The organism is Hydrogenophaga aquatica (assembly GCF_054780915.1).
Genome location: NZ_BAAGVK010000019.1, coordinates 1 through 13,301, shown reverse-complemented (window position 1 = coordinate 13,301; position 13,301 = coordinate 1). Strand labels below are relative to the sequence as shown.

General features: G+C 66.7%; 12 protein-coding genes and 1 pseudogene. 8 read left to right on the top strand and 5 right to left on the bottom strand.

The window, feature by feature from the left end; all coding sequences use genetic code 11:
• Positions 1 to 314: 314 nt before the first annotated feature.
• Positions 315 to 929 (bottom strand): glutathione S-transferase C-terminal domain-containing protein, encoded by a 615-nt coding sequence (locus tag ACYVHH_RS14565; RefSeq protein WP_460565917.1) that lies wholly within the window; start codon positions 927 to 929, stop codon positions 315 to 317.
• A 107-nt stretch (positions 930 to 1,036) separates the two neighbouring features.
• On the opposite strand from ACYVHH_RS14565, the gene purB reads away from it, so the two are divergent.
• Both purB and ACYVHH_RS14555 read left to right on the top strand, forming a co-directional pair.
• Positions 1,037 to 2,497 (top strand): adenylosuccinate lyase, encoded by a 1,461-nt coding sequence (purB, locus tag ACYVHH_RS14560; protein WP_460565916.1) that lies wholly within the window; start codon positions 1,037 to 1,039, stop codon positions 2,495 to 2,497.
• 13 nt (positions 2,498 to 2,510) lie between these two features.
• Positions 2,511 to 3,278, top strand: a complete 768-nt coding sequence (locus ACYVHH_RS14555) for an oxygen-binding di-iron domain-containing protein (protein ID WP_460565915.1) — start codon at positions 2,511 to 2,513, stop codon at positions 3,276 to 3,278.
• 12 nt (positions 3,279 to 3,290) lie between these two features.
• Here the strand turns inward: ACYVHH_RS14555 and ACYVHH_RS14550 are convergent, their stop codons facing one another.
• Entirely contained in the window at positions 3,291 to 3,710 is a 420-nt protein-coding gene (locus tag ACYVHH_RS14550) for a DUF3717 domain-containing protein (protein WP_460565914.1), read from the bottom strand.
• 76 nt (positions 3,711 to 3,786) lie between these two features.
• Entirely contained in the window at positions 3,787 to 5,373 is a 1,587-nt protein-coding gene (locus tag ACYVHH_RS14545; RefSeq protein ID WP_460565913.1) for a M48 family metalloprotease, read from the bottom strand.
• A gap of 59 nt (positions 5,374 to 5,432) precedes the next feature.
• On the opposite strand from ACYVHH_RS14545, the gene moaC reads away from it, so the two are divergent.
• A complete protein-coding gene (gene moaC / locus ACYVHH_RS14540; RefSeq protein WP_460565912.1) occupies positions 5,433 to 5,918 on the top strand; it encodes a cyclic pyranopterin monophosphate synthase MoaC in 486 nt (161 codons plus the stop codon).
• A 3-nt stretch (positions 5,919 to 5,921) separates the two neighbouring features.
• Here moaC and ACYVHH_RS14535 read toward each other — a convergent pair whose 3' ends face one another.
• Positions 5,922 to 8,342 carry a Lon protease family protein gene (locus ACYVHH_RS14535; RefSeq protein WP_460565911.1) on the bottom strand — a complete coding sequence of 807 codons (2,421 nt, stop codon included), beginning with the start codon at positions 8,340 to 8,342 and terminating at the stop codon, positions 5,922 to 5,924.
• Between the two features lie 17 nt (positions 8,343 to 8,359).
• Entirely contained in the window at positions 8,360 to 9,325 is a 966-nt protein-coding gene (locus ACYVHH_RS14530; protein WP_460565910.1) for a helix-turn-helix domain-containing protein, read from the bottom strand.
• Positions 9,326 to 9,432: 107 nt separating this feature from the next.
• On the opposite strand from ACYVHH_RS14530, the gene ACYVHH_RS14525 reads away from it, so the two are divergent.
• From ACYVHH_RS14525 to ACYVHH_RS14505, 5 genes and pseudogenes are all read left to right on the top strand, one after another.
• The gene (locus tag ACYVHH_RS14525; RefSeq protein WP_460565909.1) at positions 9,433 to 10,245 is read left to right on the top strand and encodes an SDR family NAD(P)-dependent oxidoreductase; all 813 of its coding nucleotides are present in this window, start codon (positions 9,433 to 9,435) and stop codon (positions 10,243 to 10,245) included.
• An 18-nt stretch (positions 10,246 to 10,263) separates the two neighbouring features.
• Entirely contained in the window at positions 10,264 to 11,970 is a 1,707-nt protein-coding gene (locus tag ACYVHH_RS14520; RefSeq protein WP_460565908.1) for an FAD-dependent oxidoreductase, read from the top strand.
• Positions 11,967 to 12,323, top strand: a complete 357-nt coding sequence (locus tag ACYVHH_RS14515; RefSeq protein ID WP_460565907.1) for an NIPSNAP family protein — start codon at positions 11,967 to 11,969, stop codon at positions 12,321 to 12,323. Before ACYVHH_RS14520 ends, ACYVHH_RS14515 begins: the two co-directional genes overlap by 4 nt.
• 108 nt (positions 12,324 to 12,431) lie before the next feature.
• Complete coding sequence (locus ACYVHH_RS14510) at positions 12,432 to 13,163, top strand: SDR family NAD(P)-dependent oxidoreductase (RefSeq protein ID WP_460565906.1); 732 nt, start codon at positions 12,432 to 12,434, stop codon at positions 13,161 to 13,163.
• 50 nt (positions 13,164 to 13,213) lie between these two features.
• A pseudogene (locus ACYVHH_RS14505) lies at positions 13,214 to 13,301 on the top strand (electron transfer flavoprotein subunit beta/FixA family protein); the annotation flags it as partial.

Here is a 13,301-nt window from a genome sequence, read left to right as displayed (position 1 = left end):
TGGGATTGCAAGGGGGCTTTGCCGGTTGGCCGGGGGGTTACCAACTGTTGCAACTGTGCTCGCGGTTTTGTGGGAACTTTCGTTAACGGGCTTGCGTCCTAAAACGCAACCGGGCCGCATACGGCCTGGGGTGGAAAGTTTCCTTGTACCGCGAAGTCTGCCGGGCTTGCCTGGTTGCAATCCCGAGGCGAATTTCTCCTCCTCCCTCCCTCCTCCCCTTGTCTCGGGGCGCTTCGCGGTACCTTCTTATGCCAGCCGGCAGAGGCTCAACACCTCTGCCGGCTTTTTCGTGGTCACGCGGGAGGCAGCGGCCGTCAGGCCGGGCGGGTGTCGGTGAAGCTCTGCCTTTGCGACAGCTTTTCGTACAGCTTGGCGAGGTTGGGGTGGTCGCCACGCCAGTCGATGTCGGGGAAGCGGAAGTCCAGGTAACCCAGGGCGCAGCCGGTGGCCAGGTCGGCCAGCGTGAGGTGGATGCCGTGGCAGAAAGGCTTGTCGGCCAAGCCCTGGCTCATGGCCTTGAGGCTGGCGTGGACCTTGCCCATCTGGCGGTCGATCCATGCCCGGGAACGTTCGTGTTCGGCGCGCTTGGGCCAGATGGCTTCCATGCGGGCCAGGATGGCTGCGTCGAGCAGGCCGTCTGCCAGGGCTTCCCAGGTCTTGACCTCCACGCGCTCGCGCCCGCTGGAAGGGATGAGCTTACCCACGGGCGAGAGGGTGTCGAGGTATTCCACGATGACACGCGAGTCGAAGACGGCTTCGCCGCCTTCCATCACCAGGCAGGGCACCTTGCCCAGGGGGTTGGCGTCGCCGATGTGCGTGCCATCGGCCCAGACGTCTTCCTCGACGAATTTGAACTCCAGTTTCTTTTCGGCCATGACGACGCGGACCTTGCGTACGTAGGGGCTGGTGACGGAGCCGATGAGTTTCATGGTGTTCGTGAGTAGACGATTGGTTTTTGATTTTAGCCAGCCGTTTGGCGGCAAGCCGGGCGGGGGTTAACCGCCCGCAGGCCGGGCCTTCTACAATCCGGGCCATCATGCAAGCCGCTTCCTCCCCTTCCTCCTCCGTCGATTTTTCCCCCGTCACCGCCCTGTCGCCGCTGGACGGCCGCTATGTGGGCAAGCTTGCCGCGCTGCGCCCCTACATGAGCGAGTACGGCTACATGCACCGCCGCGTGCAGGTCGAGCTGGCCTGGTTCGAGCACCTGAGCGATGCAGGTTTTGCCGAATTCCCGCCCTTGTCGAAGGAAGCGCGCGCTCACTTGCGTGCCATCGTGGCCAACTTCAGCCCGGCCGACGCCGAGGCCATCAAGGCCATTGAGAAGACCACCAACCACGACGTGAAGGCCGTGGAGTACTGGATCCGTGGCAACGCCGCCATGGGCGTCAAGGGCGCCTTCGATGGCTGGCCCGAGCTGCAGAAGGCCGGTGAGTTCGTGCACTTCGCCTGCACCAGCGAGGACATCAACAACACCAGCCACGCGCTGCAGATCAAGGCCGGGCGCGACCAGGTGCTGCTGCCCGGGCTGGACGCCATCATCGCCAAGCTGCGCGCGCTGGCCCACACCTACGCCACCGTGCCCATGCTGAGCCGCACCCACGGCCAGACCGCCAGCCCCACGACCGTGGGCAAGGAACTGGGCAACGTGGCCGTGCGCCTGGCTGGCGTGCGCGCCAAGATCGCCGAAGTGAAGCTGATGGGCAAGATGAACGGCGCCGTGGGCAACTACAACGCCCACCTGAGCGCCTGGCCCGAGTTCGACTGGGAGGCCTTCAGCCGTGCCGTGGTGGAAACGCCCGAGGCGGTGCCTGGCGCTGCCGCCGACGTGAAGATCGGCCTGGGCCTGACCTTCCAGCCATACAGCATCCAGATCGAGCCGCACGACTACATGGCCGAGCTGTTCGACGCCGTGGCACGCAGCAACACCATCCTCATCGACATCGCGCGCGACATCTGGGGCTACATCAGCCTGGGCTACTTCAAGCAGAAGCTCAAGGCAGGCGAGATCGGCTCGTCCACCATGCCGCACAAGGTCAACCCGATTGACTTCGAGAACGCCGAAGGCAACCTGGGCCTGGCCAACGCGCTGTTGAAGCACCTGAGCGAGAAGCTGCCCATCAGCCGCTGGCAGCGTGACCTGACCGACTCCACCGTGCTGCGCAACATTGGCGTGGCGCTGGGCTACGCGGTTCTGGCGCACCAGTCGCTGATGACCGGCCTGAACAAGCTGGAGTTGAACGAGGAAGCGCTGGCAGCCGACCTGGACGCCGCCTGGGAAGTGCTGGCCGAGCCCATCCAGACCGTGATGCGCCGCTACGGCGTGCCGGGCGCCTACGAGAAGCTCAAGGAAGTGACGCGCGGCAAGAGCGTGACCAAGGAGGCGCTGCACGCGCTGATCGTGTCGCTGGACATTCCCCAGGCCGACAAGGACCGTCTGCTGGCCATGACGCCCGCGAGCTACATCGGCAAGGCCGTGGAGCTGGCGCAAAGGGTCTGAGCAGAAGCCGGCGATGGCAGTGGAACTCTACAACCGCAACGGGCACATCTGCCTGATGATCTCCCACCTGGGGGACGAGGCAGGGGACGCGGTGCAGTGCAACCAGTTCCTGGTCATCCACGGTGACACGGGGGCCGTGATCGACCCGGGCGGCAACGTGGCTTACAACGAGCTGCTGTTGACGCTGGGCCGCTTCTTCCCGCCGCACAAGCTCAGCAAGATACTGGCGTCGCACGCCGACCCGGACATCATCGGTTCGCTGGACCGCTGGATGACCTCCACGTCGGCCTCGCTCTACATTTCCAGGCTGTGGGAGCGTTTTGCGCCGCACTTCTGCAAGCCTGGCAAGACCCAGGGCCGCATCGTTGGCATACCGGACCAGGGCATGCGCATTCCCCTGGGCGACGCAGAGCTGGTCGCCTTGCCTGCGCACTTCATGCATTCCGAGGGCAATTTCCAGTTCTGGGATCCGGTCAGCCGCATCCTGTTCTCTGGTGATCTGGGCGTTTCCGTGACCACGCCCGAAGAGGCCATGCGCCCGGTGACCTCGCTGGCGCCGCACCTGCCCAAGATGGAGCCGTTTCACCGGCGTTACATGGTGTCGTCCAAGGTGCTGGCTTTGTGGGCGGGTATGGTGCGGGATCTGCCGATCCGCATGATCGTGCCGCAGCATGGGTCGCCGCTGGCCGGCGCAGCGGTGCAGGAATTCATCCAGTGGGCGGGCAACTTCCCGTGCGGGGTGGATCTGCTGACGCAGGCCCATTACGCGGTACCCCGCTGACGCGGGAGCCGCTCAGGCCTCGCCCCGGTTCTCCACCGCGCGTTCGGCGTAGGCGTTGAAGCGCCAGGCGCTGCTTTCCAGTGTGATGCGCCGCCACGTCGCGCGCTTTTCACCCGGCGTCATCTCGGGCCAGAGCTGCACTTCCTCGAAGGTGCGGCCGCAGCCCTTGCAGAGTTCGTCACCCTGGCTGGTGGAGCAGATGGCGATGCAGGGGGTGTCGGGCGTGGTGTCGTACCACGCTTTCCACGCATCGTAGGCCGCGCGGGGCATGGTGTCCTCGTCGGCGTGTTCCTCGCGGCTGTAGACGAGCAGGGCGTAGACCTCGGCCAGCGCGCGGATTTCCGGGGCGAGCGATATCCCGTCTGGCGAGGGCTTGCGCTCACGCCAGAAGTTGATCGCTGCTTCGATGTCGGTGATGTGGATGCCTGCCATGCTCTTGCGCCTCGGGGGCGCGATCATAGCGGACCTGGCAAGACCCCGCGGCGCGCGAGGCCAGGGCTGTTTCGGTTCAGCCGCCGTTGGGCCTTTCGTCGCGCAATTGCTCACGCACGAGGTTGTCGACATGGCGGACGCGGGCGTCCAGGATGGACAACTCTACGTGATCGATATCGCGGCTGCTGCGGGCCCACTGCTGTGCGGCACGCAGGCGTTCCAGCGCGCCGGGGGCGTCCAGGTGTGCCAGCTTGGCCTCGGCCTCGGCGCGGGCGGCCTGCACCGGTTGCTGCAGGGTGTTGTGCAGGGCCGAAAGCATCTGCCAGGCCTGCGCATCGCGGGGGTGGGCAACGGTCCATGTGCGCAGGCGTTCGACGGCGGCCCGCTGTGTGGCAGGGCTGGCCTGCAGCGCTGCGCGCGCCCCAAGCAGCAGGCCTTCGCGGTTCTCGCTGGACAGGGCCTGGTCGCGCAGGGCGGTCAGTGCCGGGCCGCCTGGGGCCTCACTGACCTTGAGCGCGAGCAGCACTTCCAGGGTGAGCCAGTCGATGGCGGCGCGGGACGTTGCGTCGTCCACCGGGGTGGCGCGCAGGCTGGCAAGGGTGTCCAGCGCGGTGGCGCTGTCGCGCAACTGGGCGGCGGCCAGTGCGCCCGCGTAGCGTTGGCCCAGCCGCGTTGCGTCGCGCAGAGGGCTGCGGGCGGCGGACTGGCCGGTGCGAGCCAGCGCCTGCAGGCGGTCCACGGCCGTTTCGGCCAGCACGCGGGCGCGGGCCGACATCATGGCGTGGTAGCTGGCCGAAACCGGGGCACGCACGGCCTGCTCGCCAGCGTGCCCGTCAGGCACCCGGGCCCGCATGTCGGCAATGCGCTCGGTGGTCAGCGGGTGGCTGCGCAGGTAGGGAAAGGCGCCGTCGTCGTTGAGGCGCGAGGCCTGCTGCAGCTTGTCGAACATGGTGACGAAGCCGTGACCGGAGAAGCCCGCTTCGGTCATGACGCCGAAGCCCACACGGTCGGCTTCGCGCTCCATGTCGCGCGAGAAATTGAGCTGGGACTGCTGTGCCACCGCCTGTCCGCCGACGATGGCGGCGTTGGCCACGTCGGCGTTCTTGGCCGCGCTGGCAGCCAGGGCGCCCAGGATCATGGCGGCGAGCATCCAGGGGGCTTGCTGGTTCTGCCTGGATATGAGCCGCGCGATGTGGCGCTGCGACACGTGGCTGAGCTCGTGCGCAAGCACCGAAGCCAGCTCGTCGGCCGAGGCCACGGTGCCGATGAGGCCCAGGTGCACGCCCAGGTAGCCGCCGGGCAGGGCGAAGGCGTTGACGGTGCGGTCACGCGCGAGCATGACTTCCCAGGCAAAACGCTCGGCAAGCTCGGGCGGGACGTCGCCGCGTGCGCGGGCGCTGGCCAGCAGGGGCTGCCAGATCGCCTGCAGGTAGGCCGTCAGGGCGGCATCATCAAGGTAGTCGGGGTCGCGGTAGATGGCCCGGGCAATGCGGTCGCCCAGGCGGCGTTCCTCGCTCAGCGTCATTTCGCCGCCGTCACCCAGCGCGGGCAGGCTGCGCTGGGGGGCTGGCGGCACCTGGGCCTGAGACAGGGTGAGGGGCGTGATCAGCAGCGGGGCGGCCAGCAACCAGGGCAGGCCACGTGACAGAAAGGGTGCTCGCATCCCCGTATGATGCCCGCTTCCCGTAAAGATTCCATGAACAGCCAACAGGACGCCGAACGATGAATGCCTCTCCCCTTACCCATTTCGACGCCCAGGGCCAGGCCCACATGGTGGACGTGGGCGCCAAGGCGGCCACCCGCCGCGTGGCGGTGGCACAAGGGCGCATTGCCATGCAGCCTGCCACGCTGGCGCTGATCACGGCGGGCACGGCCAAGAAGGGCGACGTGCTGGGCGTGGCGCGCCTGGCGGGCATCATGGGCGCCAAGCGCACGGCCGACCTGATCCCGCTGTGTCACCCCATTGCGCTGACGCGCGTGGCGGTGGAGTTCGAGGTGCAGGAGGCCGACTGCGCCGTGCTGTGCCGCGCCACCGCCGAGACGGTGGGCCCCACCGGCGTGGAAATGGAGGCGCTGACCGCCGTGCAGGTGGCGTTGCTCACCATTTATGACATGTGCAAGGCCGCCGACCGGGGCATGGTGATTTCTGACGTGAAGCTGCTGGAGAAGCACGGGGGCAAGTCGGGCAGCTTCGTGGCGGAAGCCTGACGCTCAGCCCGGCTCCTGGCCTTTGCGGGCGGCGCCCTTGGGGTGCGCAAAGGCCTGGCGGGCGCGGGCGAGCTGGCGCAGGCCCTCGGCCACGCGCGCGTTGACCGATCCTGTCGGCCACTGCCCATGGGCGTCGGCGCTGCCTGCGGGCAGGCCGGTGAGCAGCTCCATCGCCTCGTCCACGCTGTGCACGGCCCACAGGCGAAAGCGGCCCTGGCGGGCTGCGTCCACCACCTCCTGCCGCAGCATCAGGTGGCAGATGTTGCTGGCCGGAATGAGCACGCCCTGCGTGCCCGTGAGGCCGCGCGCCGCGCAGATGTCGAAGAAGCCCTCTATCTTCTCGTTGATGCCGCCCACGGGCTGCACCACGCCGAACTGGTTGACGGAGCCGGTGACGCCCAAGCCCTGCTTCAGCGGCATCTGGCCCAGCGCGGACAGCAGCGCCGTGAGTTCGGCGAGTGAGGCGCTGTCACCTTCCACACCGCCATACGACTGTTCGAACACCAGGCTGGCCCGCAATGACAGCGGTGCGCCCGTGCCGAAGCGCGCCGCCACGAAGGCCGAGAGGATGAGTACGCCCTTGGAGTGGATGGGGCCCCCGAGCTTGACCTCGCGTTCGATGTCGATGACCTCGCCGTCGCCCACGCGAGCGGTGGCGGTGATGCGCACCGGGTGGGCAAAGGTGGCGTCGCCCAGCGGCACGACGGCCAGACCGTTGACCTGCCCGGTGTGTTCACCGTCGGTGTCCACCAGCAGCTGGCCGCGCAGGATCTCGTCGTGGTAGCGCTCCTGCAGCCGCAGGTGGCGGTGCCGGTGGGCGTCCAGGGCGGTCTGCACATGTTCGCGTGTGATGCTGGCAGCCTGCGCCTGTGCGGCGAAGTGGTTGGCCTCGCGCATGACGTCGTCCAGCGGCTGGGTGTGGGTGCTCAGGCGCTGTGAGTCGCTGGCCAGGCGGGCGGCGTGCTCGATCAGCCGCGCCACGGCGCTGGCCGACAGCGGGCGCAGGCCTTCACGGCGGGCCAGCGTGGCAATGAGCCGGGCGTAGGCGGCCGTGTTGGCCGGGGTGCGTTGGATGTCGCTCTCCATGTCGGCGTTGATCTTGAAGAGTGCGGCGAAGTCGGGGTCGTACTGGCTGAGCAGGTAATACACCATGCGCTCGCCGATGAGCACGATCTTCAGGTCCAACGGCATGGGCTGCGGCTCCAGCTGCACCGTGCCGCTGAGACCGATGAGGTCGGAAAGCGATTCGATGCGCACCACGCCCGCGTGCAGGCAACGCTTGAGGCCTTCCCACGCATATGGCTGGGTGAGCACCTTCATGGCGTCAAGCACCAGGAAGCCGCCATTGGCGCGGTGCAACGCGCCAGCGCGGATGAGTGTGAAGTTGCTCATGAGCGTGCCCATGTGCACGAAGTGCTCGATGCGGCCCACCAGGTTCTGCAGCGTGGGGTGGTCTTCGTAGACCACGGGGCGCTGGCCGTCGGCGGGGTTTTCCACCAGCAGGTTGACGAGGTAGCGCTGGACCGAGATGGTGCCGGAGTAGGTGGTGGTCTCGGTGTCGCCTTCGCTGTGCGAGGTCTCGTGCAGTGTTTCGCCGCTTTCGGTGATGTCCTGCAGCACCGCGTCAAGGTAACTGGTCACGTCCTGCAGGTCCGCGTAGCGCGGGCGCAGGTCGTCGACCATGCGCGTGACGGTGTCGCGCAGGGCTTCACTGCCCACCTTCTTGAGGCGCGCCTGCAGGTCGCGCCGCCAGTGCGGGAACTCGTTGAAGAGCTGGTGCATGTGCTCGCGCAGATCCTTGATGTGCTGTGCAAGCTCGTCCTGTTTCGCCTGGGGAAGCTGGGACACCTCTTCGGCGCTCAGCGTGTTGTCGCCGTCCTTCATCGGCACGAAGGCAAAGCCGCCCGGCGTGCGCAGCAGGGCGATGTTGAGCTTGGCGGCATCGTCGCCCAGGGCTTGCAGGGCGCTCACTTCGCGCTGTTTCTCCTCTTCCTGCAGGGCTTCGACACGGCCCCGGTACTCGTTGCCCTGGAATACGGCGTTGATGGCGGGGGTGAGCTCCTCCACGAAGCGCTGCATGTCGTCACGCAGGGCGGGGCCGCGTCCGCACGGCAGGCGCAGCAGCGCGGGGCGCGTGGGGTCGGCGAAGTTGTAGAGGTAGCACCAGTCGGCGGGCGCATCACCCGTCTGCCGTTCGGCCGCCAACAGCTGGTGCACGATGGCGTGGCGCCCGCTGCCGCTTTCGCCCAGCACGAAGAGGTTGTAGCCGCGGTGGCGTATGTCCAGTCCCAGGTGCACGGCCTCCACGGCACGGCCATGGATTTGCGCGGCGTCGAGGTCGGGGAGCTCGTCGGTGGTGGCGAAGCCCAGGGTGGACGCGTCGCAGGGCGTGTGGAGCTGGCCGGGGTGCAGGGGCTCGGTCATGGGCTGGACTCGCAGGTTCAGAGGGGGCCGCCTTCCGGGGCGCTGGGGGCGGGGGATTCCGGTGTGGCCATGCCCGCGCGCATTTCGCGCAGCGCGTTGGCGCGGAACACCTTTGGGCTGACGCCGGTGTGCTTGCGGAAGAAGCGGCTGAAGTAGGCGTCGTCGTCAAAGCCCAGTTCGGCGGCGAGCTGCTTGACGGGCAGGCTGGTGTAGACGAGTTCGCGCTGCGCCTCGTGCAGGATGCGCGCGTTGATGACGTCCAGCCCCGACATGCCCAGCACCTCGCGGCACAGGCGTGAGAGCTGTCCGGCGGTCACGCCCACCTCTTGAGCGTAGGCCTGCACCGAGTGCTGTTTGCGGAAGTCGCGGTCCACCAGGGCGCGGAATTTTTCGATCTGGCGTGCCTTGCGCGACGAGAGCCCCATGCTCGCGGGCGCCTGCCCGTCACCTTCCAGGCCGCTGATGCGGCAGACCTGAATCATCAAGGCCAGCAGCAAGGACATGCCCGCCGCCAGTTGCCCCGGCGCGTGGCTGCGCGACTCCTGCTCCAGCGCCAGGAACAGCGGCATGAGCCGGTTGACGTAGCGCATGTCGTCTTGCAGGGGCAACACACGGGGCTTGCGTATGGTCTGCAACAGCTCGGGCATGGTGGCAGCGGCCAGGGACTCCAGCGTCTTCTGGGTGGCGGTGACCACCGGCCCGTCAATGTCCTGCGAGAAGCGGAAGCCGTGCACGTGGCCGGCTGGAATGACCAGCAGGCAGGGAGCGTGGGCTTCGACGTGTAGCTCGTCGATCTGCACCTGCACCTGGCCGCGCGTGAGGTAGAGCAGTTGCAGGAAGGCGTCGTGCCGGTGGGGCTGGATGAACCACTGGTAGGGGGCAGAGCGCTGCGGAATCCACTCGAAATTGAACGAGTTGGACCATGCCGGGGACGCCTGGTCGCCGTACAGATCGTAGTTGGGGATGACCCGGGGATACGCCATATGCAGGCTCCAGTGTGCACGAATTGTCCTGCTCTTGGCGCAATTCGTCAAAAACAGCCCGGCGCGCGGAACCAACAATCCACTTCATATTTGTGCAGGAGACGAACGTGTCGAACGTGGAAGATTGGTTGGGCCTGGCGGGCAAGGTGTGTGTGGTGACTGGCGCGGCCAGCGGTATTGGCGCTGCCGTGGCCAGCGGCTTGGCCGAAGCGGGCGCGCGCGTGGCCCTGCTGGACCGCGATGCCGAGGGAGCCGAGCGCCACGCGGCTGCCCTGCGCGGTATGGGCGCGCAAGCCCTGGCCGTGGCGTGTGACATTGCGCAGCCCGACAGCGTGCAGGCCGCCGCCCGAAAAGTGCAGGCCGAACTGGGCACCTGCCATGCGCTCATCAACAACGCGGGCCTGCTGCGGCCCGGCAATCTGGGCGATGTCAACCTGGACGACTGGAACCTGGTGTTGTCCATCAACCTGACCGGCTACCTGCTGTGCGCCCACGCCTTTGGCGAGCCGATGCGCGCGGCGGGCATGGGCAGCATCGTCAACGTGGCGTCCATTTCGGGCCTGTTCCCGCAAAGCGGCAGCGGTGCCTACAGCGCGAGCAAGGCGGGCGTGCTGGCGCTGTCGCGTCAGTTGGCGGTGGAGTGGGGGCCGCAGGGCGTGCGCAGCAATGCCATCTGCCCCGGGATGATCCGCACCGCCTTGTCGGCCAAGTTCTACGAAGAGCCGGGTTTTGAAGCGAAACGCGCCGCCGTGACGGCCAGCCGACGCATTGGCGAGCCGCAGGACATTGCCAACGTGGCCCTGTTCCTGGCCAGCCCGCGTTCGGGCTACGTGAACGGCGCGGAGCTGCTGGTGGACGGCGGCATGGCCAACATGCTCATGGACATGGTGCCGCGCCCTGGCTACAACCGCACCGCCTGAACAACGAAGGAGACGAGCATGAACCAGAACTTTGAATGTGACCTGATTGTGGTGGGCTCCGGCGCAGCGGGCCTGTCGTGCGCCATCACCGCGAAAAAGCGCGGGCTGGACGTGGTGGTGCTGGAGAAGGAGCCGGTGTTTGGTGGCACAACGGCGTTGTCGGGCGGTGTGCTGTGGATTCCGCTGAACCACCATGGTCGCAAGCAAAACGCGGCCGACACAGTGGAGGCCGTGCGCACCTACATGTTGCAGGAGACGGGCAGCTACTTTGACGAGGCCGCCGTGCAGGCCTTTGTGGAGAACGGCCCCAAGATGGTCGAGTTCTTCGAGCGTGAGACGGCGATGAAATTCATTCCCACGCTGTACCCGGACTACCACCCCGACGTGCCGGGTGGCGTGGACATCGGCCGTTCCATCCTGGCAGAGCCCTACGACATTCGCGGGCTGGGCAAGGACATGCCGCGCCTGAAGCTGCCGTTGCGCACCATCACCTTCATCGGGATGATGTTCAACTCGTCCAACGCCGACCTCAAGCACTTCTTCCGGGCGACCAAGTCGCTCACCTCCTTCGTGTACGTGGCCAAGCGTCTGGCCAACCACATCAAGGAACTGGTGCTGTACCGGCGCGCTATCAACGTGACCAGCGGCAACGCTCTGGCCGCGCGGCTGGCCAAGTCGGCGCTGGACCTGGGCATTCCCATTCTCACCAGCACGCCGGCCAAGCAGATTCTGATGGAAGGAGACAAGGCCGTGGGTGTGCAGGTGGCGGGTGAAGGCGGCGAGCGCCGCATCACTGCCCGGCATGGTGTGGTGCTGGCCTGTGGCGGTTTTCCGCACGACGTGAAGCGCATTGCGCAGGCCTACCCGCACCTGCGCAGCGGGGGCGAGCACCTGTCGCCCACGCCTGTGAGCAACACGGGCGACGGCGTGGCCATGGCCGAGGCCGCAGGGGGTGTGGTGGACATCCGTTTCAAGGACACATCGGCCTGGATGCCGGTGTCGCGTGTGGTGTTCCCGGACGGCGAGGTGGGCGTGTTCCCGCACCTGTTGGACCGGTACAAGCCTGGCGTTATTGGCGTGCTGCGCAACGGCAAGCGCTTTACCAACGAATCCAACTCGTACCACGACGTGGGCGCCGCGATGATCGAGGCCTGCCGTGGCCAGAAGGAAACGGCGATGTGGCTGGTGTGCGACAAGACGACGCTGTCGAAGTACGGGCTGGGTTACGTGAAGCCTGCGCCCATGCCTATCGGCCGTTTCATAAAAAACGGTTACCTGTTTGAAGGCAAGACGCTGGCCGACTTGGCGCGGGCAACGGGCATTGACGCGGCCGGCCTGGAGCAGACCGTGCGTGAATACAACGTGCATGCCGTCAAGGGCGAGGACCCGGCCTTCGGGCGCGGGCGCACCAGTTTCAATCGCTACCTGGCCGACCCCGACAACCGCCCCAACCCCTGCGTGGCGCCGGTGCAGACCGGGCCGTTCTACGCGGTCAAGGTGATCATGGGCGACCTGGGCACCTTCGATGGCGTACAGACCAGCGTGGTGGGAGAGGTGAAGAAGCGCGACGGCTCGGTGATTCCCGGCCTGTACGCGGTGGGCAACGACCGCGCCAGCATCATGGGGGGCAACTACCCGGGCGCTGGCATCACGCACGGCCCGAACATGACCTTCGGCTTCGTCACGGCCAACCACATTGCCGACCTGGCGGGAGCAAAGGCATGAACGCCCTGGTGCAGCCCTGGTTGAGCAAGCCGCTGATAGACCACCGCATCTACACCATTGCCCTGCGCAAGATGCCGGAGTTCCTGGAGGTGTTCAACCGCCTGGCCATGCCGGTGCTGATGCAGACGCTGGAGCACCCTGTGGGCTTTTACACCAGCCTGGTGGGGCCGCAGAACCAGTTCGTGCACCTGTGGGCTTACGACGACCTGGCCGACTACGAACGCCGCTGCCGTGCGCGCGACACGCACCCGGACTTCCCGGCTTACTTGCAGGCTTCGGGGCACCTCATCACTGCGCAGGAGACGCGGCTGATCCGCGCGACCGAGATGCCGGGCTGGTTGCCCAAGCGCTAGTGACGGGTTCGATGAAACGCAGCGAGCGGCCCAAACCCGGCGATCTGTTGCTGGACGTCAAGCTGCTGCGTGTGTCTCTCCGTTCAACGGATTCATGAGGAGAAAGTCATGCATCTCCCTTTTGACGGCAAGTACGCCGTGATCACCGGCGCCGGCAGCGGCATCAGCAAGGAAACGGCCCGGGTGTTCGCCGAGCGCGGCGCCAAGGGCATTGTGCTGGCCGACCTGAACCTGGCCAATGCCACGCAGGCCGCGCAGGAAATTGCCGACGCCACCGGCTGCAACTGCCTGCCCTTTGCGCTGGACGTGGCCAAGCCGGAGACGGTCGAGGCCTTGTTCGCCTTCGCCATGGCGCAGTTCGGCGCGGTACACATCCTCGTCAACGGCGCAGGCATCTGCACCTACCTGCCGGTGGAAGAGGTGGACGCACAGCGCTGGGACCGCGCCATGGACATCAACCTGCGCGGCTCCTACCTGTGCGCGCGTGAAGCCTTGAAATACATGAAGCCGCAGCGCCAGGGCAAGATCGTCAACATCGCGTCTGTGGCGGCGCGCATTGGCGGTGTGGCAGCAGGCGTGGACTACGTGGCGTCCAAGGGTGGCGTTGTGTCAATGACGTACGCGCTCGCCAAGGCGTGTATGCCCTTTGGCATCAACGTCAACGGCGTGGCGCCCGGGGTGATAGACACGCCGCTGATTGCTGAACACAGCTACCCCGAAGGCACCATCATCGGCCAGCCGCGCGACGTGGCCAACGTGATCGCCTTCTTGGCCAGCGATGACGCGCGGCACGTGCAGGGCTGCACCATCGACGTCAACGGCGGCCTTTACATGCACTGACCGCACCCGCAGAGTTTCCAAACCATCCTAAACATCAGTCTCTATCTCTTATGAAAATCCTGGTACCAGTCAAACGCGTGGTGGACTACAACGTGAAGGTACGCGTGAAGGCCGACGGGTCGGGCGTGGACATCGCGA